This window comes from Neolewinella lacunae (assembly GCF_014349155.1).
GTDB classification, from domain to species: Bacteria; Bacteroidota; Bacteroidia; order Chitinophagales; family Saprospiraceae; genus Neolewinella; species Neolewinella lacunae.
The window spans coordinates 39444-64023 of sequence record NZ_JACSIT010000120.1 but is presented as its reverse complement, the minus strand read 5'-3'; the positions used below and the strand labels follow the sequence as shown (position 1 = coordinate 64023).

Annotated in this window: 21 protein-coding genes; 8 read left to right on the top strand and 13 right to left on the bottom strand. The window is 58.6% G+C overall.

Annotation, left to right across the window (positions count from 1 at the left end; all coding sequences use genetic code 11):
• Positions 1-3: 3 nt before the first annotated feature.
• Genes H9S92_RS13790 through H9S92_RS13765 form a run of 6 tightly spaced genes read right to left on the bottom strand, consistent with a single transcriptional unit; the run spans position 4 to position 6366 of the window.
• Positions 4-426, bottom strand: coding sequence for a TIGR04423 family type III CRISPR-associated protein (locus tag H9S92_RS13790; protein WP_187467293.1), 423 nt, complete (start codon positions 424-426; stop codon positions 4-6).
• Positions 423-2075 (bottom strand): RAMP superfamily CRISPR-associated protein, encoded by a 1653-nt coding sequence (locus H9S92_RS13785; RefSeq protein WP_187467292.1) that lies wholly within the window; start codon positions 2073-2075, stop codon positions 423-425. The genes H9S92_RS13790 and H9S92_RS13785 overlap by 4 nt, the downstream gene beginning before the upstream one ends.
• Positions 2072-3553 carry a hypothetical protein gene (locus H9S92_RS13780; RefSeq protein ID WP_187467291.1) on the bottom strand — a complete coding sequence of 494 codons (1482 nt, stop codon included), beginning with the start codon at positions 3551-3553 and terminating at the stop codon, positions 2072-2074. The genes H9S92_RS13785 and H9S92_RS13780 overlap by 4 nt, the downstream gene beginning before the upstream one ends.
• Complete coding sequence (locus H9S92_RS13775; protein WP_187467290.1) at positions 3550-4140, bottom strand: RAMP superfamily CRISPR-associated protein; 591 nt, start codon at positions 4138-4140, stop codon at positions 3550-3552. The genes H9S92_RS13780 and H9S92_RS13775 overlap by 4 nt, the downstream gene beginning before the upstream one ends.
• Positions 4137-5678 carry a Cas10/Cmr2 second palm domain-containing protein gene (locus H9S92_RS13770; RefSeq protein ID WP_187467289.1) on the bottom strand — a complete coding sequence of 514 codons (1542 nt, stop codon included), beginning with the start codon at positions 5676-5678 and terminating at the stop codon, positions 4137-4139. The genes H9S92_RS13775 and H9S92_RS13770 overlap by 4 nt, the downstream gene beginning before the upstream one ends.
• A 7-nt stretch (positions 5679-5685) precedes the next feature.
• Complete coding sequence (locus H9S92_RS13765; RefSeq protein WP_187467288.1) at positions 5686-6366, bottom strand: CRISPR-associated endonuclease Cas6; 681 nt, start codon at positions 6364-6366, stop codon at positions 5686-5688.
• 98 nt (positions 6367-6464) lie between these two features.
• Here H9S92_RS13765 and H9S92_RS13760 point away from each other — a divergent pair, with 98 nt between their 5' ends.
• Complete coding sequence (locus H9S92_RS13760) at positions 6465-7472, top strand: helix-turn-helix transcriptional regulator (protein ID WP_187467287.1); 1008 nt, start codon at positions 6465-6467, stop codon at positions 7470-7472.
• Positions 7473-7944: 472 nt separating this feature from the next.
• Here the strand turns inward: H9S92_RS13760 and H9S92_RS13755 are convergent, their stop codons facing one another.
• Complete coding sequence (locus H9S92_RS13755; protein ID WP_187467286.1) at positions 7945-9345, bottom strand: S8 family serine peptidase; 1401 nt, start codon at positions 9343-9345, stop codon at positions 7945-7947.
• Positions 9346-9367: 22 nt separating this feature from the next.
• On the bottom strand, positions 9368-9862 hold the full coding sequence (locus H9S92_RS13750) for a shikimate kinase (protein ID WP_187467285.1): 495 nt from the start codon (positions 9860-9862) through the stop codon (positions 9368-9370).
• A gap of 420 nt (positions 9863-10282) precedes the next feature.
• Here H9S92_RS13750 and H9S92_RS13745 point away from each other — a divergent pair, with 420 nt between their 5' ends.
• From H9S92_RS13745 to H9S92_RS13735, 3 genes are read left to right on the top strand one after another with little or no spacing between them, the layout of a single operon-like run.
• The gene (locus tag H9S92_RS13745) at positions 10283-10759 is read left to right on the top strand and encodes a DUF1573 domain-containing protein (protein WP_187467284.1); all 477 of its coding nucleotides are present in this window, start codon (positions 10283-10285) and stop codon (positions 10757-10759) included.
• An 8-nt stretch (positions 10760-10767) separates the two neighbouring features.
• Complete coding sequence (gene yajC / locus H9S92_RS13740) at positions 10768-11088, top strand: preprotein translocase subunit YajC (protein ID WP_187467283.1); 321 nt, start codon at positions 10768-10770, stop codon at positions 11086-11088.
• Positions 11089-11101: 13 nt separating this feature from the next.
• Positions 11102-12040 carry a CdaR family protein gene (locus H9S92_RS13735; protein ID WP_187467282.1) on the top strand — a complete coding sequence of 313 codons (939 nt, stop codon included), beginning with the start codon at positions 11102-11104 and terminating at the stop codon, positions 12038-12040.
• A gap of 154 nt (positions 12041-12194) precedes the next feature.
• On the opposite strand, the gene H9S92_RS13730 is transcribed toward H9S92_RS13735, so the two are convergent.
• Positions 12195-14669, bottom strand: coding sequence for a DUF5686 and carboxypeptidase regulatory-like domain-containing protein (locus H9S92_RS13730; protein ID WP_187467281.1), 2475 nt, complete (start codon positions 14667-14669; stop codon positions 12195-12197).
• 244 nt (positions 14670-14913) lie between these two features.
• Here H9S92_RS13730 and H9S92_RS13725 point away from each other — a divergent pair, with 244 nt between their 5' ends.
• Positions 14914-15975, top strand: a complete 1062-nt coding sequence (locus H9S92_RS13725; RefSeq protein WP_187467280.1) for an alpha/beta hydrolase — start codon at positions 14914-14916, stop codon at positions 15973-15975.
• A 60-nt stretch (positions 15976-16035) separates the two neighbouring features.
• Complete coding sequence (locus H9S92_RS13720) at positions 16036-16992, top strand: sugar phosphate isomerase/epimerase family protein (protein ID WP_187467279.1); 957 nt, start codon at positions 16036-16038, stop codon at positions 16990-16992.
• Positions 16993-17372: 380 nt separating this feature from the next.
• Here H9S92_RS13720 and H9S92_RS13715 read toward each other — a convergent pair whose 3' ends face one another.
• Positions 17373-18689: a Gfo/Idh/MocA family protein gene (locus tag H9S92_RS13715; RefSeq protein WP_187467278.1), complete on the bottom strand. Its 1317-nt coding sequence runs from the start codon at positions 18687-18689 to the stop codon at positions 17373-17375.
• 93 nt (positions 18690-18782) lie between these two features.
• Positions 18783-20147: a 3-keto-disaccharide hydrolase gene (locus H9S92_RS13710; protein ID WP_187467277.1), complete on the bottom strand. Its 1365-nt coding sequence runs from the start codon at positions 20145-20147 to the stop codon at positions 18783-18785.
• 107 nt (positions 20148-20254) lie between these two features.
• On the opposite strand from H9S92_RS13710, the gene H9S92_RS13705 reads away from it, so the two are divergent.
• The gene (locus tag H9S92_RS13705) at positions 20255-20875 is read left to right on the top strand and encodes an SRPBCC family protein (protein ID WP_187467276.1); all 621 of its coding nucleotides are present in this window, start codon (positions 20255-20257) and stop codon (positions 20873-20875) included.
• Between the two features lie 769 nt (positions 20876-21644).
• Here the strand turns inward: H9S92_RS13705 and H9S92_RS13700 are convergent.
• Entirely contained in the window at positions 21645-22235 is a 591-nt protein-coding gene (locus H9S92_RS13700) for an aminotransferase class IV (RefSeq protein ID WP_187467275.1), read from the bottom strand.
• A gap of 160 nt (positions 22236-22395) precedes the next feature.
• Positions 22396-23430 carry an aminodeoxychorismate synthase component I gene (locus tag H9S92_RS13695; RefSeq protein ID WP_187467274.1) on the bottom strand — a complete coding sequence of 345 codons (1035 nt, stop codon included), beginning with the start codon at positions 23428-23430 and terminating at the stop codon, positions 22396-22398.
• A gap of 130 nt (positions 23431-23560) precedes the next feature.
• Here H9S92_RS13695 and mnmH point away from each other — a divergent pair, with 130 nt between their 5' ends.
• Positions 23561-24577 carry a tRNA 2-selenouridine(34) synthase MnmH gene (gene mnmH / locus H9S92_RS13690; protein ID WP_187467273.1) on the top strand — a complete coding sequence of 339 codons (1017 nt, stop codon included), beginning with the start codon at positions 23561-23563 and terminating at the stop codon, positions 24575-24577.
• The last annotated feature ends 3 nt before the right edge of the window (positions 24578-24580 follow it).

Genomic DNA, 24580 nt, shown 5'->3' with positions numbered 1-24580 from the left:
GTATTATTTTTTAGTGGGGTGAGCAAATCCGGCAAAGGCCGTCCAGGCGTGGCGCAGTACTTCCATTTCAGCACAGTTCTCGTCCTCTTCCGGACTCCAGTGCTCGACTACTTTGAAATGGGTGATGGGTTGGAGATCGTGCGCCTGGTATTCTATGGGCGCTTCTTCCGTAGCGGCCAGATCGTATTCCGTGCGTAGATACTGGCCATCAAGGTAGCGGATGGCGTAACTTTTCTGGTTCTCCCGGTCGTAGAGCCAGCCCTCCACGATAAAGGGAATCGTCGTCGGGGAAAAGTCATCGGTGAAATCTTTTCCGGGCTGGAAGACTGCTGGTTTGTCTTTATCAGAATACCAGAGGTAACCTTCGTACTGGTTACCGGTGGGGATCTGGTCTAGTATTCGCCTTGAATTGCTTGGGGTGCTCATACCTGCTGGGTTTCTGGGGTGATTAATTCGCCGGAGAAGACGCCGTGGCCTTTTGCTATTCCGCCGCCAAGGGGAAGTTGACCTCGGGATAGATCTAGCAACGCCTCTTCGAAGGCATTTTTAATAAGGTCGCCGTTATCTCCGTCAAAAGCCGTTTTCTCCACTTGAATGGTGAAGACGATTTTTTCCTTTGTCCTGGCCACGTCTTCGTTGAACAGCGCTCCCGCCTTGGCCCCGCCGGTAAAGCGGTCGATCATCACGTGGCTGAAGGTTTTGACTTGCACCTCGTCGGAGTCGAGAAATACGTCGTCAATCAGTACCCGGCCGCGCTGGGCGCTTTTGTCTTTACCATTTTCGTCTTTTTGCCGCTCCACGGCGAAGCCGAACAGGGCGCGTACGGCGTCATTGTTTTCGCCGACGTTGGGTCTTGCCTCGTCGGTTTGAGCGTTATCAATTTCTTCGGTGAATTTCCGGAAGGTCGCGCTCTTGTCGACGTCTATCTCGTTTATGGTCGATTGAAACTCCATCAATCGCTCAATCTCCCGCTTGATTTCCTCCGGGGTCTTGGGCAGTGTGCTATGAACCGGCATGAGATCCTCCACAATGCTGTCGTAGTCGGGGCCACTGGTTTCCTTGATTTTCTGGTCTTCTACGTAGTTTTTCCGTAATTGGTTGTAGTGAAAGGCCGTCCGGTGGCTCAGCGCTCCTTTTAAAGAGGTGGCCGGGAGCAAGTAACAGGCTTTATCACCAGACAGTAGACTCGGCTTGCCATTTTCCCAGGTCACAACAGGTTCGCGCTTAGCCAGCTTGCTGACCCAGCCATCTTTAACGGCACTAGCGCTTTCCGATATCCCGCCAATACCCCTGCCAAACTGGAAATAGTCGCGGGCCGTAAGCCTTAATTCGTAGGTAAGCCACTTATCATCTTGGCGCGCGTCCGCAGGTGCAATGGAAGTAGTAAAAGCAGAGGGTAGGGGAGCGTCGAGCGCCGAAGTAAGCTGGAGGTAAGCGGACAATTGTTCGGCATTTCTGAGGTCCAGTATGCACTGCTTGATGGCTTTTACACTCAGCTTCCCGAAACCCTTCCGAGTCCCTCCACCAATGCGAAAAATGGGCTGGCAGAATTCCTGTACCAACTGCTTCCACACATCAGCGTCATCATCAGTACCGTGCAAACACAGTTCAAACACGAAGCGTACGCCCCGTGGCACGAGTTGCTCATCGAACTTACCGTGGCCTTTCGCATCTGCCACACCCCGGCTGTTGATGCGGACGTGGTCGCGCTGCGGAAGGCTTCCTTCAGTCAGGCTTTTGAGGTAGTCGTTTTCGTAGGTGGGTAATCCATTGTCTTCGCCGACGACTTTTCCATCCGGCCCGATCAGGTGCCCGGAGGAAATGATGAGGCGACTGCCAATCCCTTCGTCGTTGTCCTGAAACCCAAAGACTTCATTGAGCACCTTATCCTCCAACTGCCCACTAAGAGAGTTGCGTAAGCAGCCCGCCAGAGCTGTCCCCGGCAGGTAGGGCAGCCCGTAAGCATCGCGCGCAACCAATCGGTCGGTGGTAATACCCCGGCGTCCGGAGCCGATACCGAGGGGGCTGGCTGCTTCCACCGTCAGGCGGGCGAGATAGATTTTACTGTTCGTCATGCTTCTTGGTTTTTGGTGCGTTTGGCCATTTCGGCGGCCAGTTTTTGGAGGAAGAGGAGAGGCCTGTCGTCTTTTTCGTTGGGCTTGTTTTTCGTTTTATCTTCAATTTGTGACACCGCTTTTTGCAACTCGTCGCGGCATTTACGCCAGACTTTTTCCGACTGTCCCCGGTGCAAGAAGCCCGTTTTTTCGTCAAAAATCAGTTTATGAAGCGCGGTACTATTCGCGGCGTGGCTGGCGTAGCTGCGCAGGGTTCCCCACTGGCTGGAGCTGATGCCACTAAAACTTGCTTTTTGCTTTTCGATGAAGGCATTCACCTGGCGATAAATCGTGTTCTCCAGGTTGTCAAGGGCTGCACGCCGATTCAGTAAATCCAACAACCCTTTATTGGTATTCTCCGGTACGATGTTGGTCGTTTTGAGCGGAGCTACTTTTTCCTGGTCTTCTACCTTTTTAAGACCTGGCCGCTGGTGGTCTCCCTTGGTAGCTTCGAGGAACGGCGGATTGATCCAGATCTGGCCGAAGCCCTCCTGGTGGTAGCTGCCTACCCATTTTTGCTGGCTGGATACCTTTTCTTGCACGTTTTCAACACAAAAAACCGATCCTTTGCCAATGACCCAGCGGTCCGTATTTCGGTTCCAACGGATGGTGTTCCAACTCTGGTATTCTCCACTTCGCACCTGCGTACGCGTCCAATCAATTTTGGCTCCAGCACTGAAGCCTAAGTCTTCCGCCGTGGGTTGCTTCGGCTGCCCGAATTTGTCATATAAACACAGGTCGGAGAGGGCGTAAACCAGGGCGACATTTGTTACTGCTGACTGCATTACGGTGTCCTTCGGGGCTTCCGCTACTTCAATGCGTACCCGCCCGTATTCTGCGGTGCGAGAACGGCCCAGGCCATGCTCTCCCACGAGGGCTTTTTTGATCTTCTCCGCGTACTTACCCGTAGTGTCTTCAACGCTGAATGCAAAGACCGTGCCTCGGGGTATGCTGCTATAGCCGTACATCTGGCTGTCTTTGCTGCGGCGCAAATCCGCGTCGTAGGCTGATTTTAGTTGATAATCGGTTTCGATGGTCAGGGATTTTTTTCCCCCTGCATCAATGTAACCGCTGCGCACCTGCTTGAGTTGGTCTCCATCTTTCGAAAATTGCTTTCGTTTGGTTTCGTCAAGCAAATGATCAAGGTATATCACACCATCGGTATCGGTGGGCTTACTTCCCTTTTTGGTAAAGTAGACCAGTGGGGCTGGATAAAATCGCACCCCTTTAGCGAAGGGATAGGCATTACCGAAGCGCACCTTGCCATTGTGAAAGAGGTCGTGGCGGGCAGGGTCGTCCATAGACTCGTACTGCCTCGCAACGATTCCCATGAACTTAGCGCCCGGGAGGTAATCCAGTGAGTCAACCTGACCTTCGGTAGCGGCCCGCGCGGAAAGCACGACCTTGGACATTAGTGTACAGGTGAAATGTAGGGTCATGGCATATAAATTTTAAAGGTACAGCGGCCCAGCCCCCGCGAGCGGTTTTGTCCCAGGCGCTTGACGTACTGCAGACAGCGTTCGAGGACTACTTGCTGATCATTTGGCACGCCGGAAATATAGCCCGTGAGGGTAAGCGGAATAGTGACCTCCATTTGGCGAAGGGAACTGTCTTTTGCCGTACCCGTCTTTTCATCAATCTTGGTGGAAGCGAGAATTTCGTAAAGTTGAGGGCGTTGTGAGTCGGTGATTTGAGAAGTGGTGCTTTCCGGAAGTTCTGCGCTGCTGAACCAGCATTCGCCGATTGTTCGTTTTTTCTCCTCAGCTTTTCCTGATTGGTCTTCGCCCCGCCTTTTTTCGTGTCTCTGGCCGAAAATGGCATCAATAGCTTCCTGGTTAATGACCGCGTCGCCGAGTTCCAGCAAGTCTTCGGCGGCGTGCCGCAGCAGGCCCTTAATAGTTTTTCCGGGCACTACGGGAAGCCCGGCGGCGGTCTTGTTGACTACCTGATCGGCGTAAGTGCCACCAGAAAGGCCGGAGCCCGTGTGCCAGTAGTCGTAAAATTGGAGGGTGTAGTGCAGCGTCATAATAGGTTAGCGAGTTGAATGGCGTCGTAGAGGTGGGTGGATGCTTTTTCGTTACTTCCTCTTTTCTGGAAGAGCGTCTCTTCGCTTAAGTCTAGTTCTTTGTTTACATCCTTATTAAGGTCACGGATACGCTCCAGTTTTTGAGCTGCAGCCTGTGCATCCACCCGTAGTTCTCCCAAGTAGTCGCGCAAGGGGCCAGCGGGAGTGTCTTTATAGCCTAACACTTCGGTATAGCGGAGCAACTGCTTTACAGTAGGATACCCTTCTTGTGAATCGTTCACGAAGTATGGTCCGGCAGTCAGTAACTTTTCGTCAACTGCGTCGTCTTTAACCGTAGTTAGTTCCCGTTCAATAATATCCTTGTAGTTTTCTACGAAACTGGCCTGGACTTTGTGGAAGTGTAAGGACGATGGCGTGTGGTGCTCGTCGATTTTCTTAGCAACGTTCTTCGTCCAGCTGCACAGCTCTTCTGCCAGATGGGCGGCGTAATGAAAGGGGAACTTGGGTTTGATGATGGCGATGCCAGCGCAGGCAGTTAGGCCATCTTTGAAGTGTTCTGCTACGCCGAATTCTTTAGCATAATTGCCGAATTTTTCCTGGGTTTCCTGCTCAAAAGCCTCTAAGTATGCCTTGGTGAATGCCACAGCGTGTTCAGCCCGTAGAATCACGGTGAGGTCGTCGCCGCCAATGATGACTGGGCGGATGGGGAGTTTCATTTCCCCCGCTATGACCGCATTACGCTCCTCCGCTTTCAAGCAATCTAAAAGCTTTTGGTAAGCGATTCGGGCGGCTGCTACCGTAGCCTCCTCCAGTTTTATACTGAACTGGCGATAGCCTTTCTCCAGCTGATCTGCTGGGAGTTCTGGCAACAACTTTTGGATGAGCTTTCCAAGATTATTTCCGTCTGCGTGGACGACGGCTAGCCAAGCGCCTTCACGTTTGTTGACAATGTCCTCCAGCTCAAAAGCAAAATCTTCTTTTTCAAAGGGGTGGGTGTCGCCGATAAGCTTGTCGTGTAGCCGGCGGTGATCGGCTACCTCACGTTTGCTCTGCTGCCGCCGGTCAATTAACCCATCTTTTTTAACCTGCTTCACCCCAGGCCTCCCAGTTCGCCGCGCGCGCTCGCTAATCATCCAGCCTAGTTCCGAGGGTGGGGTTGCGCGGTTGCGTTGGACCTGAAGCAGACGATTTACTTCATGGGATGCATCGCTCAAGTTCAGCGTCGTTCCTTCAAGAGGGACTACCGCCTGGCTTACGGTCAGCCCCGGTATCTCGGTAGAAATAAAGCGTTCAAAGCCGCGTACTACCGCAGCGCAGGACGCTTTATCATGAAATAAGTAGGAGATTTCTCCGGCGGCGTTGCGTAGAAGTTGCTCTTCTTTATAGGAGACGCCTACTTGGCTAAAGAAGCCCGCAAAACGCTCCCCCGCCAGCGACTCAATCAATTCACTGGCACCGCCAATGTCTTTCAGCTTGTTGGTTTCAAAAATGTAGGACTGGATGCCCTGCACCTTCGCTCCGTAGAGGTATTGTGTCATGGTTTATTTACTGGTTGATGGGTGTGACGGTGCCGTGGCCGATACTGACGCCTTTGCCGAGGCCGATCCAGGGGGGGAGGTTTACGTTGGTGGTGAAGTTTAAGTCAAAAGCTAAGAGCTGTTGCTCCTTGAAGCGTACCACCCGTGCCGGACTAATTTGCTGGAAGTCAACTTCCAGCCTGCCATCAATCCACCATTCAAGTCCTTTTGCGAAAGTGAGGATATTACCCCGCAAGGTTGCTGCCAGCAGTTCCTTGCGCGCCTCTTCCTGCCCCGCTAAGGCTTGCCAGCGGGCGTAACGCTCCTGGGTAAAGGGCAGGTAGTTGGAAATACGGTATTCTAGCGGGGGATCCGTAAGGGCAAGTTGGTAATAACGCAGTTGCATATCTACAACCTTAAACGTTTGCTGCTTATTACCAATCCGTAGATCGAGTTTTTGTGCCTGAAAAAGCTGGTGGATGTCTTCTGTTCCCTCCTCCAGGCAGACAATACCTGCGTGGCCGCCATCTAGCAGCTTGTACTGGATTAATGGGTAACGGTAAATGACCTTTTGCTCACCAGCCAGGTGGTTGTGAAACAGATCGCTTTTACGCTCCGTCTTCTCAATCACCGCCGATCGAAAAAAACGAAGCTCATCGTGCTGAAGGCACTGGTCAAATTGTACGGAGAGATAACGGATGTTTTTCAAGCTTTCCTGGGTTGATTTTAGGAGACGGAGACAATAGTTTTTGTTTCGGTGCTAAGTTAGTACCTTGGCGTGCAGATTCGCTGCACACCAAAAAAATCATGAGCAAAACTGCCCACCTTCGCTACTTGGCCATCGATCGCGCCCTCCGGCGTAACCCCGACGGAATTTCCTGGCAACAATTAGCGCACGCATGTTACGAAAGTTTTCAGCAATGCGGAATAGAAAATTTTCAATTGCCCAGCCGGCGGACCATTATGGACGATATCCGCACCCTGCGCAATGGCACCTACGGGCCGCCCGCACCCATTGAATACCACAATCGCCGCGGATACCGCTATACCGAAAAAGGATATGCCTTTCAGGTGGAACCCCTCGGCCGCGAAGATTTTACCACCTTGCTCAACCTCGTCGACTGGGCCGAACAGCTGACTTATGGGCAATTACCCGCCGGCTTTTCCGAGACCATCCATCGCCTGGCCAACCACCTCCGCACCAGCGTCCGCGCCCAAAATCCCAGCATTCAATTGGACCGCCCCGGCAGCCTCGACGGCCGCGAAAACCTCCAACCCCTCCACCACGCCATCCTCGCCCGCCAGGCCGTCCGGGTAAATTATCAGGAATACCTGGCCGAAGCCCAGGAAATTACACTCAGCCCCTACTTGCTCAAGGAGTACAACCGGCGCTGGTTCGTTTTGGCCTACGATCACGAAACGCGGCAACTCTGGACTTACCCCCTCGACCGCATTACTTCCGTCACCGAACTTTCCCTGACGGCTTTTTATGACGCCTCCCACCTGCAACCCCTCCAGTGGCTCGACCCCATCGTTGGCGTCATCCGCCCGCCAGCGGAACCAGCGGTAACGATAAAATTGCGGGCTACGCCCCTCCAAGCCTGTTACCTGCGGACCAAACCGCTCCACCGCACCCAAGCGGAAGTCTCCGCTCCCGGTGCCGCACGCCCGGAGTTCACGCTCACCATCATCCCTAATCCCGAACTGGAAATGCAATTGCTCAGCTTCGGAGACGCGGTGGAAGTAGTTGAACCCACCAGCCTGCGCGAACGGATCGCCGTCCGGCTCCAAAATGCCCTCGCCCTTTACGCCTGAGCGCAGTATTCAGTTTTGGGCGCGGCCGCAGGTGCAAAGTGAAGGTGAAGGAGCGGGGGAGGGACCCCGCCCTGGTCCGACCAGACCAAAAAAAGAACCCCGCCAGGTGCTCCGGCGGGGCTCGTTCCAACTTACTGATACCAAATAAAAGAGGTGGTGGTGTTTGCAGACACCACGAGATTTTGGGTTTTGCGGGGCCTAGACCCCGCCGGGAAGGCCCGAACCCTTCCCGTTACTTTGGTAAAATTAGTTAACACTTGGCGGTCCCACAAACGGTCCGGCGAAAAAAGCTTTCTGCCCTTGCAAACAGGGCAGTATCAATTTTTTGCTTAAAAGGCTTTTTAAGAGGTTTTTACGCATGAAGATAAAATTGCATATTTGCGCTAAGCCGGGCTAAAAGCGTTTCCGGGGCGGAAATTTTTTTTCCCTTTGCCCGTGTAAGCAATTTATGAGCAGTGGCTGGAGCGGAGCCTTAGCGCTTGCGGGCTTGCTGGAGCAGGCGGTAGGCGGCGGCGAAGTTGGGCCGTCCGTAGCCGCGTTCGTTGTCGGGTTGGGCGGCTTGGTCGGCCGTGGCGCGGATGGCGTCGAGCAGTTCCCGGTTGGTGGCCGTTGGGACGGCCTGGCGGAGGCAAGCCACCAGCCCCGCCACGAGTGGGGAGGCCAGGCTGGTGCCGTCGGCGGCGGTGAGTCCCCGGCCGGAAGCCGTGATGGCGGCCACGGAAACCCCCAGGGCGCTGACGTCGGGCTTAGTCCGTCCATCCGCCGTGGGGCCGAAGCTGGAGAAGTAGGCGCGGGTGCCGTCGTCGTTGAGCGCACCGATGGAGAGGGCGTCGGGCGCATCGGCGGGGGTGCCAATGTATTTCCAGTCGTCGCCTCCCGAATTACCGGCGCTGGTGACGATGATCATGCCGCGGGCGAAGGCGTGGCCGATGGCGATGCTGGCCGGGCTCGTTTTGCCATCCAGGTCCTTGGCCGTGTAGTCCATTTCCTTCATCCCGAAGGTGGTGTAGCCCAGGGAGGAATTGACTACATCGACGCCGATGCTGTCGGCAATTTCCAAAGCAATGGCGTAGTTGATTTCTTCCAGGCGGTGTTCGCCGCGGCCGTTCTCCGTTTTGAAGAGGACGTAGCGGGCGTCGGGGGCGGTACCCACGAAGAAGAAGGGGTGGTGGGCGGCCATGGTGCTCAAGACCGTGGAGCCGTGGGTGGAGCCATCCAGGGCGGTATCGTCCTGCTCTACCAGGTCGTAGTTGGCAGGGACGGCCGCAGCGTCGGCGTAGCCCAGGAAGTCTTTGTAGTTCACGCTCGGGAAGCCGCCGTCGAATACGGCCACCAAAACGCCCTTGCCGCGGAAGCCCCAGTGGTGGAGACTGTCGCCTTCCATATTATCCAGGTTCTGCCATCCGTAGCCGTAGAACTGGGGGTTGACGGGGACGGGCTCGAAGCTGGGGGCCGGGCGGTCGAGGTTGGGCACTACGGGCAGGGCGCTGCTCCGCGTGTACTGTTTGGGCGCGGCCAGGTAGACTTCCCGGACGAAGGGGAGTTTTTTGAGGGCGGCGACTTGCTCCTCTTTGGCAGCCACCACGACGCCGTTCATCCACTTGCTCTTCAGCCAGACCTGAGCACCGGTTTGCTGGACGCCGCTGACGTAGGCGGGGCTCACGGGCAGGTCCAATTCGGTAATGGCGCTGCCGTGGAGTTGGCGGCGCTGGAGGGCTTTTTCGCCGAGGAAAGCCGTGGGCTCATCGATGCGGAAGGGGGTGCCGGCTTTGTCGGCAAAGCCAACGAAGTACATGGCTCCTTCGGGCGTAGCCTTCTGGGCAAAAGTGGGCAGGGAAAGGCAAAGGAGAAGTGCGGCGAGGAGAATGCGCATTGGGCTTGGGATATGTGTCGGTTTAGTGATGCTCCGTTGTGGGTTGGAGACGATCGTAGAGCAAACGCGCTACATCGGCGTTTGGGTCTTCGATGGGCAGGTGAATCTTCGCTTTTTCGTAAGTCGGTCGGCGTTCAGCCAGTTTGTTGGCGATGAAAATGGCTAGTTCTTCTGTGGTCCCCAGCAGTGGCCGGTGGGCGCGTCCGGCGTTGAGGCGGGCCAGCAGGATGGTAGGGGAGGGGTCGAGGAAAACGGTACACCCTTGTTCGTTCATCCAGTCCATGCCACCGTGGAAGCAGGGTGCGCCGCCACCGGTGGCCAAAACTACGGCCCGCCCGGCCGGGAATTGCCGCAGGGCCTGGGCTTCGAGGTCGCGGAAGGCCGCTTCGCCGTAGCGGCTGAAGAGGGTAGGGATGGACATTTCCGTGAGGGTTTCGACCTCGGCATCCAGATCGACGAAGGGCAGGCCGAGCAGGGCGGCCAGGCGCTGGCCGGTCCAGGATTTTCCCGAGCCCATGAAGCCGGTCAGGTAGAGTGGGGTAGTGATGTGAGCGTTTTTTGTGGTGAAGCTGCTAGGCCAGCAAGACAGTAGATATGCACTTTGTTATTTTGGTTGTAGTCTCAAGCTTTAGCAGCTTAAGGTTCTCTCTTTTGGGATTACCCGCCCTACTCATCATTATGAGGTGCTACAACCTCCAACATTAACCCGCGAATAACAAATAATTTTACCTGGAAAAGACTGGTGCTTGGGTCACCCCTCTCCTGTGGAGAGGGGCCGGGGGAGAGGGATCTGATCTGAAATGAACACACGAACTGCTGCGAAACAATTTGCTCCTGCAAAAGTAATCTTAGGCCGCCGTACCCCAAAACCCACTGCGATTGGCCCCCGCTGCGCTACCTTTGCCGCGCATCCGGAGCTTTCCTTTAAAACGAACCCATGCGGATTACGACCTTGCTTGCCCTTCTCGCCCTGCTGTTCAGTTGTTCCCCGGCACCTGCGGACGCGCCCAATGACCTGGACCCCGCCGAACTGGGACCCAATGCCGCCATCATCCGCAACCCCGTGGACGATGGAACGGGCGTGACCGACACCGCCACGGTGGCCCGCCTGGCCTTTGCTACGCCGGAATTCCAATTTGGCGAGGTGCCCGTAGGCGAGGTCGTCAGCCACGACTTCCACTTCACCAACACCGGCCGCGTGCCCCTGCTGATTACCAACGCCCGCTCGACCTGCGGCTGTACCGTAGCGGCCTACCCCGAAACGCCCATCGCTCCGGGTGACAGCAGCGTGATCAGCGTCAATTTCGATACCAAAGGCAAGTACGGGCGGCAACGCAAGCCCATCACCATCACCGCAAATACTTACCCGGCCACAACAACCATTTACGTGGACGGCACCGTTATCAACGAATAAAATCCAGCATGACTACTATCTTACTTCAGGCCGGAGGCGGCAGCCTTTTCACCAACGGTTTCTTCATGATCGCCATGCTGGCGGTCCTGATCTTTTTTATGATCATCCCCCAGCGCAAGAAGGCCCGCGAGCAAAAGGAGTTCATGGAAGGCCTGGAGAAGGGGCAGCAGGTAGTGACCGCCAGCGGCATTCTGGGCAGCATCGATAAGATCGAAGATCGCATCGTGACCCTCAACGTCGGAAATAAAACCTATATTCGGGTGACCAAAAACGCTATTTCCAAGGAACTGACGGATGCTATCTTCACTACAAAGGCTGATAAAGAATAACCGCATTGGCAAAATGGCCGCCGAGGACCGCAATATCCTGGCCATTTGCCTGACGGCCGCCTTTGTCTTTTGGCTCATTCTGAACCTCTCGGAAAATTACGAGATCACCCGCGAGGTAGAAATTTCCTATCAGGTCGATCCCGAACGGGCGCTGGTGGGACAGGTGCCAACCAGGATGAACGTGCGGGTGGCCGGCAGCGGCTGGAGCCTGATCTGGGAAAGCCTCCGGATGGGAACCATCCCCCTGACGATCGAAGTGGGGAGTGCGGAGAGCCTCCGCCTGACGGGCAATGAGATCAGCCTGGAAGTCAATCGCAGGCTTTCCAGCAACGACTTGCACACCAACGAACTGGACTTCGAGCCGCTGGTCTTGCTCACCACCCCCCGCGAAGGGAAGCGGGTGCCGATTGTCTCCAACATCCGTTCACGCTTCGCCCCTGGCTACCTGGCTACCGCCCCGCCGGTTTTTGAGCCCGATAGCGTCACCGTCAGCGGGGCAATCGATGAGCTGGAATCCATCGAGGAGTGGCCCACCGAAGAACTCGAACTGCGGCAGGTGGACGGCGATATCCGCCGCAGCGTCCGCCTGCAGCCACCGGGACCGGGCCTGACCCTCACGCGGGAAGAGGTGAACTATGCTTTGGAGGTAGAGCCCTTCATTGAGCGTACGCTGACCGTGCCGGTGACGGTGGTCAATGCTTCGCCCACCGACAGTTTCCGGCTCAATCCTTCGGAGGTGGAATTGCGCGTGTCCATTCCCCAGGGGGCCTACGAAGCCGTGGGCCCGGAAGATTTTCTGCTGGAGGCCGACCTGGCCAGGGTCCGCAAAGGCAGCGGGGGCAACCAGGTGCTCCTCACCCTGACGCGGCAGCCCGACGCGGTGATCTCCGTGTTTTTTACGCCCTTGTCCGTAGAGTACTACCTCCTGGGCAAGACCAGAGTAAGGGAATAAAGGGTAAAGGGGCGCGGCCGCAGGTGCCAGGAAAGGACAAGGAGAAAGTGGGGTACAGGTGCGGTCTCAAAACCCGGAAGGCATCAGGAAGTAAAACTCCAAACAAGCTTTTAGCCCCCCATAAGCAATTGGTTATCACCAACCGTTGGGCACCCTAAAAACTCCAGTCCCGCTTCCAAAGATCAATCAGGTCAAAGCTGACCTTAAACGCCGTGCGGGGCTGGGCGTTGCTGGCGTCGGCCAAGACGGCATAAGTCCCCACCCGCAGCCGCCTGCGGGCCCCCACCTTGAACACGCGCTCCACGCCAAAGAAAAGCTCCTGGTAGCGGAACTGCTGGGCGGGAATCCAGAGGAGTCCCCCACCACCCACGGCCCGGATGCGCGTCTTTTTCAGGAGTGGGATGTTGTTGACCAGGGCCCCGTTGAAGTGGTGGATGTGGTGAAATTCGACGTGGAAGTCAGTAGTCGCCAACGAAGTATCCAGGGCCTGGAAGGAGTTTTTCGGGTCGGAAAACAGCAGGGGGTCAGACTCCCGGAAACGCTGGAAATCCACGAAGCGCAGATCCCGCGTATTCAAAAACTGCCCGAGTCGCAACTCGTAGAAGGACGTTCCCATCGTCCCCAGCACAATTTCCTGATCCACGGAAAAACGGAGGTAATCGAAGTCGATATCGCTCGATAGCGGCCCGTCCCAGCCCTTGCGGTGCAGCAGGGTGAAGGTGGGCCATTTGCTCCCGAGCCGGATTTTGCGGTCGGGCTCCCGCATGTACTTCAGGCCCGGGGTGTAGGCGATGGCGTTTGTGCTGATGAGGGCGGTGTAGGCCTCGAATTGCTGAGGCTCTTCTTCGTCCTCTACCAGGTCCTGGAGGAAGGAACTGGTCGCTAACCCCGTAATGGGCATACGGTGGTTGAGCCCCACTTCGTTGACCAGGAAAAAGCCGTTGAACAGCTCGATGGAATGCCTGACCCGCCCGGCGTTGAGCAGGATGTAGTTCGAAGGCCGCAGCTGGTTGAGGTAGGCGTCGTACTGGTTGATGGACTCAAAACTGCGGCCACCGCTGACGGAAATGTCCGCCAGCCGGAAAGCATCGTAGCGGTACCAGGCGGAGAAATCGCCCTGCAAGTCGTTGTTTTTCACCCCGTAGTTCAGGGAGCCCGAAGTATTGAGCACGGTCCCGGAAGCGTAGCGGCGGTGGTAGGAAACGTAGGGCCCGAAGCGCCAGCCGCCCACCACCGAAAAGTCGATCAGGGAAGCCAGGGAACCGAGGTAAAGATGGCTCTTGCGGGCGTTGTTGCGCAGGCCCACGCCCTCCCAGGCGAGCTCCAGTAAACTGACCCGGTTGTAGCGTTCCTGAATGCTGTCCTGGTAAGCCTGGCTTTCGGTAATGGCCTTGAGGCTGTCGCGCAGCGTCACCAGGCGGGCCTCCTCGGCGGTCAGCGCAACGGTCCGGCTGCTGCGCCAGTAGCTGCTGTCGCGCTGGTAGGCTTCGCGGGTGGTAACGGCCACCTCGTTGCCAAAAAAGCGCTCCGGGAAGGGGTAATTGTGTTCGTAGTCGGTGTAGCTCAGGGTAGTGGTGCCGGTAAAGGTGGCTTTGTTGCCTTGCCTGGCGACGTAATGAAAGGCTTGCCGCCGGACGATCCAGAGGCTGTCCTGGTGGCGCACGTAGTCCTGCTCCAGGCGGAAGTCATCGAAAAATTTCAGGGCGTATTTGCTGAAGGTGAGGTCCAGGCGGTTGATCGTCCAGGAACCCTCATTGATGTAGAGCCACCCTTCGCAGGTACTGTTGCCTTTCTTGCGGGGGGTAACGCGGATTTTGTAGACGATTTGCTGCCCCTCCAGGTCGGTGCTTTCCAGCTGGTATTTATAAGAAAGGACGCCCGTAGTGCTCAGTGGAGAAATGACCACCGCGTCGGAAATGCCGGTCAGGGACACCGTATTGCGGTAAAAATTGAAGTCCGTCTCGCCGAAGCGGGGGATGAACAGGCCCTGGGTTTGGCCGGCGGCCTGGTAGGCGATGCGCTCTTCCTTGTACTGCCGGGGGTATTGGAAATTGAGGATGAGCTCCATTTCCACCAGGTTGAGTCGCCCCAGCAGTTCGCGGTTTTTGCGGGCCTCTTCGGCGAAAGGATCGGGCGGCCCTTCTTGCTCTTCCTCGGCAACGGGGGCTGTTTTGCGGGGGGTGCGCTCGATTGCCTCGACGGCTTTTACGTACACTTTGGTGCGGTAAGTGGGCGCTGAACGCAGGTGCAATGCCTTGTTCGCCACCACCTTTTTGATGATGCCATAGGCGGGGTCTTTGGCGGTGGCCTTGATGGTAATCTCCTCCAGGTCGAGCAGAGCAGTGTTGAGGCGGACGTCGAGGGTTTTGACCTCCACCGCCAGCACTACGGTTTCCTTACGGTTTTCGTAGCCCAGGCTGGAAAACACGAGGCGGTAAGTCCCTTCCGTTTCGAAGCGCAGTGCGTAGGCACCTACGTCGTCGGACATCGTTCCCTGGCCGGTTTCCTGTACCAGTACGTTGGCGTAGGGCACGGGCTCACCGAACTCGTTGGTGATGATCCCGGTAACCGTCTGCGCAAAGGCCCAGGGCCCGAGCAGCAAAAAGAGTAGATGAAGGGCAGTTTTCAAAGTCGAGTGTCTGAAACAGAAAAATAACTGGCGGGGAGTTGGCCATCCGTCCGAGGCTAAAGAATGCTTCGGGGGGAGGGGGAGTTGGCAGCTGGAGACCTGCGGCTAATGGGATTAACTTTCTCTTTGCTTCCATTCATCTGTTTTAACGATCTTTAACATCCGGGCTTCTACCCCTCCGTGCCGGGGATATCCCCTTTGGGTGCCGGCGGGCTTCTCACAAATTTGCCGCAACTTTACCGCTATGCGTAAACTCCTCTATTTCCTTGCCGCCGTCGTCGTGTTGTACCTCGGGATTACGTATTACTTCAGCTCGCTCATTCTGCATACGCCCGACCGCGATCTGGCGACGGTCTACCAGATGAACGAGGACCGTTGGAACCTGGACCTGGATAGCCTGCTCCAGACCCTGCCACCGCGGGAAGAGATTGAATTTCGGAGCCCCTACGATGGCATCACGCTCCGCGGCTGGCTGTTTCTCCCGGATTCAGCACGTTGCGGCGTCGTGATGGCCCACGGCTACAGCGTCAACCGCGCCAATATGCTGAAGTATGCCCCCATTTTTGACAGTTGCCGCTGCGCCATGTTGCTGTACGATCACCGGGGCCACGGCGGTCCGCAGGGCAGCGACGAAGCCCCGGCGAGCGGGGGCTACCACGAAGCTACGGACCTCATCGCCGCCTCCGACTTCCTGGCCGCCCGCACGGGCTTAGCCCCCGGCCGCATCGGCTGGTTCGGCGAAAGCTGGGGCGGGGCTGCGGTGATTATGGCGGCAGCTCGGGCTTCCCGGAGGATTGGTGGGGAAGCTGAAGCTTTCGGGGGTCGGGCTAAAGCCGCGACAATACCTGGGGGGGAAGCTGGAGCTTCCGGGGGTCGGGCTGAAGCCGCGACAATACCTGGGGGCCCCGCCTGGGTGGTCGCCGAAAGTCCCTTCGCCGACTGGGAGAGTGCGGTGATGGAGCGCGGACTGAAAGAATACGGCGTCGGGCTCAATTTACTGACGCCTGGAGCCTTTGCCTGGGTGGGCTACCGCGCTGGGGTCGACTTTTCTGCGGTCAGTACCGTCCAGGCCGCTGCGGAGCTGGAAGTGCCCCTGCTGCTGTTTCATTCCCTGGCGGATACCTTGACGGGGCCCGGGCAGGCCGACGAAATTGCCGCAGCCACGCCGGCGGATTTGCTGACGTACCACGCGCTCGACTGGGGAGCCTGGCACGCCCACAACATCATCTGGGACCGGCAGGCCTACACGCAGTTGGTCCTGGATTTTTTAGGGGATTGGTGCCAACGGTCGCCAGCAGTAGAGTAGCTTTGGCGCAGGAGGGCAAGGCCCCTCCGTCTTCATTCCTTCGCTTTCAACTTTCGGATCATGCAACGCAGAACTTTTTTAGCTACCGGATTAGCCGTCCCCACGGTCCTGGCCGCCGCAAATCACCCGCAAACAGCCCGGCCCTCCTTGCCGCCCGCCGCTAAATTCCGCATCAGCCTCAAGGCCGATGCCATCGGCGTGGGGGGCACGGCAGGGGAACTCCTGGACGCTGCCATCCGCCACGGCTACGGTGCACTCTCCGTCCCCGCCCACTGGTTGGAAAACTGGACGGGCAGCCAAAAAGCCACCTTCGCCGCCAAGGCCAAAGACAACGACATTGCCTGGGGAGCCAATGGCTTACCCGTCGAGTTCCGCAAATCCGCCGAACAGTTTCGGGCCGACCTCGGGGCCCTACCCGCCCACGCCAAAAACCTGCGGGAAATTGGCGTCACCCGTATCGGCACCTGGATCCTTCCCAGCCATTCTACCCTAAGCTACAACCAAAACCTGGCCGAGCACGCTGACCGCCTCCGCGACGCCGCCCGCATCCTCGGGGGAGAAGGCCTCTCCCTGGGGCTTGAATACATCGGTACCACTGCCCTTCGTCACGCCAACCGTTTTGCCTTCCTCTCATCCGGGATGGAACTGCGGGAACTGATTGCCGCCATCGGCGAACCCAACGTAGGCGTTATCCTGGACAGCTACCACTGGTACACCGCCCGCGAAACGCCCGAAGATTTGTTGCAGTGGAGCAACGAAGAGATCGTCGCCGTAGACCTCAACGACGCCAACGCCCAGCTGAGCCTGGACGCCCAGACGGACACCGCCCGCGAACTGCCCGGCGCCACGGGGGTAATTGACCTCAACGGCTTCCTCCAGGCCCTGGTAAAAATTGGGTACGACGGACCCCTCCGCGCCGAACCCTTCAGCCGTACCCTCAACGCAATGGACGATGACCTGGCCATTGCCGCCACCTTCGCCGCCCTCAAGCGGAGCGTGGATAAAGCCCTGGGCTAGCATCCACATCAAGCGCCATCACAGCCCAACCCGACTGACCCCCGAGGGGTCGAACCTTAATAACCCCGGATGTAGGATGCGCAGCATCCGTAATCCGGGGTCTCTCGCAAAATCATGTGCAGCATCCGTAATCCGGGGTCTCTCGCAAAATCATGTGCAGCATCCGTAATCCGGGGTCTCTCGCAAAATCATGTGCAGCATCCGTAATCCGGGGTACTCCCACATCAGATGGCAGTGCATCCATAATCCAGGCGAACACTTCGAGGTAGAACGCCTCGACCAGGAGGCGGCCCTTCTCCCTTTCTCCCTGTCCTTTCCTCGCACCTGCGTCCGCGCCCCATTATTCCCTTAATCCTTTATTCCTTTATTCCCTTCCCCCCTTACTTCGGTTCCCAGCCCGGCTCGTATTCCCGGCTCCAGAGTTCCATCGCCTGGGGGTCGTCGGTGGGTTTGCCCGTTTCGGGGTCGGTGTGGAAGGAGCCGCCGGTGCGCTGGGCGATGTTGCCCAGGTGGCAGATCGTGACGCTGGGGTTGGCATCGTCGATGGGGCTATTGAGTTTTTCGTTCTCGGTAATGCCCGCCAGGAAGTTGCGGATGTGCAGATCGTCCAGGTTGCCACCGCCGGCGGTGCCCATCGATACGCTCTCGCCTTCTTCCTTGACCACCCGGATTTCCTTGCCGCCGAGGTCATACAGCCAGTAGCCGGCGCGGTCCAGCAATACCGAGCCTTTCGTGCCGTGGATGAAGGCTCCCCGGCCCCGGCCCCACATGGGCATGCCGTTGCAACTGCGGCCTTCCCAGTTGATGGTCTTGCCGCCCGGAAATTCGTAACCGGCCACCTGGGTGTCGTAGGCTTCCCAATCGTCATCGAAGTGGTAGCGCCCCCCCGTGCTGGTCACGCGGATGGGGTAGTGGACGTCAAGGGCCCAGCGGCAGAGGTCCACCTCGTGGGTACCGTTGTTGAGCAGTTCTCCGGTGCCGTAGTGCCAGAGCCAGTGCCAGTTGTAATGAACGATGTTGTCTTTGTATGGGCGGCGGGGTGCGGGGCCCTGCCAGAGTTCCCAGTCGAGCCATTCGGGAACGGCAACGACTTTTCCCCGGCCGATGCTATCGCGGGAATTGCTGTACCAGGCTTTGCCAGCGTAGGCTTCGCCGATGAGTCCGTCGTGGATTTCTTTGATGACCTGGTTAAGCGAGACCGAACTGCGCGTCTGATTGCCCATCTGCACCAGCAGGCCGGTGCTGGCCTGTTTGGCGATGAGGAGCTCGCCTTCGTAAGGGTTCTGGCTGCAGGGCTTTTCGACGTAGACGTGCTTACCAGCGTCGAGCGCCATCATGGCCATCGGGGCGTGCCAGTGGTCGGGGGTGGCAATGACTACGGCGTCGACGTCCTTGTCATCCAGAAAACGCCGGAAATCCTGCTCGCCCTTTGGCTTGGCCTGGCCTTTGTCCACCGCCGCCTTTTGTCCCTTGGCAATGGCGCGGGTATCGACGTCGCCGATGCCGTAAACCTGGCAGTTTTTCGCCCCGGCAAAGGTTTGGGTGAGGGATTCGCCGCGGCTGTTGGTGCCGAAAATGGCCACCCGGACGCGGTCATTGGCACCGGGAATGGCCTTATTGGCGAGGGCCGAAAAACCTAAAGTGAGTCCCGCCCCGGTAAGGGCAGAATTGCGGAGGAATTTTCTTCTGCTTGGCATGGTCGAAATCAATTTTTTGGGGATAAGGTACGCAGCGCAGCGGAGCAAGGGCCGTTGGGCACCAAATAAATGGATTTTGGGAAGCTATAGTGCCTACAGTTCCCGGATTTTGATGGAACGGAAAGCGACCGCATCGCCGTGGTCCTGGAGCAGGATGGGGCCAGCGGGCCAGCGCCCGAAGTTCTCCCAGTCTTTGTATTTGCTGTAGTTGACCAGGGCTCCGAACATCTGGCTGAAGCGGTCGTATTCCACCACCTTGAAGCCGTTGAGCCAGTGCTCTACTTTGCCGCCTCTGACGACGATGCGGCCCCGGTTCCAGTCGCCGATGAAGAGGTCTTTGTTGCGGGGCGTATCAAGCACTTTGGCGGTGATGAGGTCGTACAGCGAGCCAGCGGTGCGGTTGCCGGCAACGCCCATTTTAGCGTCGGGGTGGACTTTATCGTCCAGAATCTGAAACTCCAGCCCGATGGCCGAGCCCGCTCCTTTGTTGAGGGTGGGATCGACGAAGTACTTCACGCCGCTGTTGGCCCCGACGGAGGGCTTGAACTCAAATTGCAATTCAAAGTCGCTGAAGTGATCGAGGGTGATGATGTCGCCGCCGTTGGTGCTTTCGCCGCCGTTGCCGGCCAAGACGCGCAGCTCGCCGTCGGCCATCTCCCAGCCTTTGGTGGGGAAGTCGTCGCGCTTCACCCCGCGCCAGCCCTGGCTGCTTTTGCCGTCCCAGAGCAAGCGCCAGCCCTGGCGGATTTCGCTGGCGCTGAGGAAATTGGGTACGAGGTTAACCACCGGGATGCGGTCGCCGGAGGGCAGTCGGTCGGCGGCGCTGGGTTTTTCTTTCACGCGGAGGTTTTTCCAGCGCATCTCCTTGCCTTCCAGGGCTTTCGGGATGCTGTGGACCTGCAGGCAGATCATGCCCGATGCATCGAGGTCATCGATCAGGTTGGCGGCGGGGATGCCGTTGATGAAGGTCCGGATTTCCTGGCCAAGGCACTCGATGCGCAGTTGGTTCCAGGCCCCGTGGCGGAAGGCGTGGCGGGCCGGCTCGTTGTAGTGCAGGGGATAAATCCAGCCCCGGCGGCGCTCGTCGTAAATCCCCCCGGTGTACGCCCGCGGCTCGGGGTCAATCTCCACCTGGTAACCAAAAATGACGCGCTGCTCCCCCTCCTGCCGCCACTGCCCACGGGCCATGACGCCGGAATTGAGCGGTGCTTCGTTGTAGAAATCCAGCTCCAGGATGAAATCGCCGTAGGGCCGGGTGGTACACAGAAAAGTGTTGGGCGTATTGATGACGGCCTCGCCCACAATAGCGTCGTCTTCCACGCGGAAGGGGGCTTTGCCGCCGTAACTTTCCCAGCCCGTCAGGTCTTTGCCGTTGAAAATGGGGCGGAATCCGTCGTCCTGGGCACCCAGCGGCCACCCGAGGAACAGCAGGAGCGGAAAGAAAAACAAGCGATGCATGATCCGTATTTTGGGGGTAAAGTAAGCAACCCAACCGATACTATTCCCGTCATTTCAGCAGTTCTTATCCGTGGCGATAAAGTCTTAACTTTCTGAACCTGAGTAGTATGCGTTTTTTGGGGCTGTTTTTGGTTTTTATGGCGCTGACGCAGGTGCCGGGTCTTGCCCAACAAGAGCAGGGCGGGTACCAACTGCTGGCCGATGAGGCCGGCGTGCGGGTCTACGTCCGTTCCGCTGCTAAAGACGTAATGAGCGTACGGGTTACCACTACTGCCCAGGCGAAAATAGTTGCGGCTTTAGCGGTTTTAGACGACGCCAAAGCGTACCCTTCCTGGGTGCACCGCTGTACCGAAGCCTTCGTCCTCCCCGGCGGAAACGCCAATCGCTACACCTACTGCTCGCGGGTAAAACTGCCCTTTCCCTTCCGCAACCGTGAGGTAGTCGCCATCGTGGAACAGTCCATACACCCCACCACGGGCGTCCTCACGCGGCGCATCACGAACGCCCCCCAGGCCCTGCCCGCCAGCAAAGACTACGACCGCGAACAGACTTACTCCGGCGAGTGGGTCATCACCCCCAACGCGAGCGGGGGCATCGACATTTCTTCCACCTTCCAGACAACCGCCGCCAGCGGATTGCCCGCCTGGTTGCGCCGGGAGGTAATGACCTCCGGCCCCGTCAGGACCATGCAGAATTTCGTCGCCCGCGTGGAAGCGAAACAGGGTTAAGACTTTGCTGACCCGGCTGAGGCTGTCTCCACCCGAACAAGACCAACCTGGCTGTGGCAGTCCCCCCCCCGAATAGGATGGAGCCGGCTGAGGGTGTCCCCACCCGAACGAAACCAACCTGGCTGGGGCTGTCTCCCCCGAATTGGATGGAGCCGGCTGAGGGTGTCCCCACCCGAACGAAACCAACCTGGCAGTGGCTGTCCCCCTCGAATTGGATGGAGCCGGCTGAGGCTGTCTCCACCCGAACAAAACCAACCTGGCAGTGGCTGTCCCCCTCGAATTGGATGGAGCCGGTTGAGGGTGTCCCCACCCGAACAAAACCAACCTGGCAGTGGCTGTCCCCCTCGAATTGGATGGAGCCGGCTGAGGGTATCCCCACCCGAACGAAACCAACCTGGCTGGGGCTGTCTCCCCCGAATTGGATGGAGCCGGCTGAGGGTGTCCCCACCCGAACGAAACCAACCTGGCTGGGGCTGTCCCCACCGAATAGAATGGAGCCGGCTGAGGCTGTCCCCACCCGAACAAAACCAACCTGGCTGGGGCTGTCCCCCCCGAATAGGATGGAGCCGGCTGAGGGTGTCCCCACCCGAACGAATATCGTGTTTCGAGTGAGCACACCCTCAGCCTGGTGTATTCGGGTGAGGACACCCTCAACCAAGTCTATTCGGAAAGGGAGACACCTTCAACCAGGATTCCTCGTAAGTGGGAGCGCCCCCTCCGCTGAGCCGTCCAACGTTCCCTGCACCTGCGGCCGCGCCCCCATTCTTCACTACACCATCACGGCGTTGATGTCGAGGGTAGGACCTTCTTCCCAGGGCAGCATGGCGTTGATGAGGCGGATTTTCTGGAACTGGGGCAGGTCGCGGTCGCGGATGATGGAGGCGCGGATGATGCCCTTTTCGAGGAGGCTTTCGCGCCGGGTGCCCCGCAACAGGGGCCAGGCGGGTGTGTACCAGTGGCGGCCGTCGAAGAGGGCGACGTTGGCGTAGCTCGTATCCGTGAGGTAGCCCCGCTGGCTCATCAGGACGTCGTCGCAGCTGCCCTTGCGCTCCAGGCAGCGGCGGATGGCCGTGCGGTCGGCAAACTTGCTGCCGTACCGGATCTCGTCGGCGGGCAGCAAGCGCAGGCTGGTGACGGGAAGGACCTGGTAGGGGATCAACTCCGTTTTACGCACCCGCTCGCCGTATTCCACGCGGAGCTTGAACAGTCCGCGCGCGGGCGGACTGGCCTCAGCGACCACCCGCGCCAGGTCAATCGCCGGGCATTTGGGCCAGAAGGCACGGCGCGTCCGGTCGAGGCGCTGCTGGTGGTAGGCCAGCAAGTCGGCCTGACCATCCAATATGCGGATCGATTCCAGCAATAGTGGCGGGGGAGTTGAATTTGTATTCAAATAGTGATTGTCGAGCGGATGAATTTTACCGGTACCGGGGCAAGGGTAGGTCCAGGGCCGGTCTGGGATCCGAATGTTGGGGGTGACTTACCAGCGGGGAAAGATTACCTTAACACCATTTAATCGGCGGTTAATGTAAGGATTTTGTCTTAAGTGCTAAAGGAATCCGGATTTTTCGTTGCAATTCGGCGTACTCGTCCTCCCACTGGCTGCTGGCGGTAATGCCGCCGCCCGAGTGGAAAACGTGCCCGCCACCGGGGTGTTCGGTGATGAAACGGATCAGCACGCAGGTATCCAACTGATGGCCATCGAAGTAGCCGCCGATGCCGCAGTAGTAGCCCCGTGGACCGTTTTCGGCCCGCCGGATGAGGTCGACCGTGGCCGGCTTCGGGGCCCCGCTGACGGAGCCGGCCGGCAATAGTCTGGCGAGCAGCGTACCCAGGTTGGCCTGCCAGCCGGGGGGGAGTTGCCCACCGATGTTGCTGCTCGTCTGGACCAATCCCCGGCGGCTGGTCGCAATTTTGTGGAAGTAGCGGTAGTCCGTCACCCGCACCCCCTTGGCCACCTGGCTGAGGTCGTTGCGGATCAGGTCGACGATGGTGGCGTGCTCGGCAATTTCCTTGGCGCTGCCGAGTAGTTCGCGCCGCCCCTTGGCGGTATCGGGGGCCGTGCCTTTCATGGGGCGACTTTCGATGTAGCCCGCCTCGCTGACCGTCACGAAGGTCTCCGGACTGAAGCATACGAAGTGCCCCGGCCACCAGATGCGGTACTTGGCCTCGCTTTTCCAGTAGATCTCCTCGTAGTTGCCGTTCAGTTGAACGGGGGTGGGGAAGGTAAGGTTGGTCAGGAAACTGTCGCCACGCCGCAGGCCCGCCTGCACGACGGCGAAGGCGCGGCGGAAATCGGCTGCGGGGACGTGGGTAGCGGTCAGGCGGGGAACTTTGCTGCTCAGCGTGGTGGAGGGCACGTCGGGCCGGCCCGGAAAGGAGAAGCGGGGCGGGATGGCCGCAGTATCGTCCAGGGGCCAGACCTGGGGAGCAATTTGCTCAAAATCCACCAGGAAAAAGCAGGCTTGCCGCTGTCCACCGAGCGCGTTGAGGCGCTCCGCCCACTGGGTCATCGTTACGTTGCTTTCGGTTGGCACTGCTGCTGAGACGTTTTTCACGTTGCAAAGTTACCATTGCCGGCTTACTCAGGTTAAACGCTTCCTGGGGCAGGCGGGGCAGGCGAGTTGCGTCTGAGCTTGATACCTTTGGAGCGAAAAAAGGAGCTGCGCAGCAGTACCTTCGCCTTCCATGCGCACCCTTACTCCGCAAGAATGGTTTTTTGATTCCGCCTGGCGGGGCTTTACCCTGCTGGACGTACGCTCGCCGGCCGAATACGCCACGGGAAAGTTGCCCGCCGCCCGGAGCCTGCCGCTCTTCAGCGATGCCGAAAGGGCGGAGGTCGGTACGCTCTATAAGCAGGTGAGCCCGGACGAGGCTTTGCTGAAAGGACTGGAGATTGCGGGTGGAAAAATGCGTTACCTGGTGGAAGAAGCCCGCCGGCTGGCACCCGTCGGCCGGGTGGTGGTGCACTGCTGGCGGGGCGGACAGCGCAGCGGCAGCGTCGCCTGGCTGCTGGAGCGGGCGGGCCTGGAGGTGGGGCAGCTGACGGGGGGCTACAAGGCGGCCCGCGCCACCATCCGCACCTACCTCAAAGACAGTGAGCACGGGTTGCGGGTGCTGAGCGGGCCTACGGGCTCCGGCAAAACCCAGGTCCTGCGGGCCATGCAATCCCTCGGTGCCAGCGTCATCGATCTGGAGGGCCTTGCTCACCACAAAGGTTCGTCGTTCGGGGCCATCGGAGAATCCCCCCAGCCCAGCACGGAGGAGTTCGAGAATCAGCTTTTCGCCGCCCTGCGGGATTTGCCGACCGGCCAACCCGTTTGGGTGGAAGACGAAAGCCGCATGATTGGCCATATCTACCTCCCCGACGAATTTTACCACCGCCTCACGGCCGCTCCGGTGACGCTGCTGGAACAGCCGCTGGAGTGGCGGGTGGGCCGCCTGGTGCAGCTCTACGGCGCTTACCCGCGCGAAGACCTGCTGACGGCCTTTACCCGCATTCGCAAAAGACTGGGGGGGCAGCATCTCAACGCCGCCATCGCCGCCCTGGAGGCCAACGACCTGGCCACCGCCGCCCGCATTGCCCTGGTTTACTACGATAAAGCTTACCACCACTATGGCGAGCGACGGGAAGCGCCCGTGGTACGGCGGGTGACCGCCGCTAGCCCCGATCCGCTGGTAGTGGCCCGGCAGATTTTGGGGTGAGAG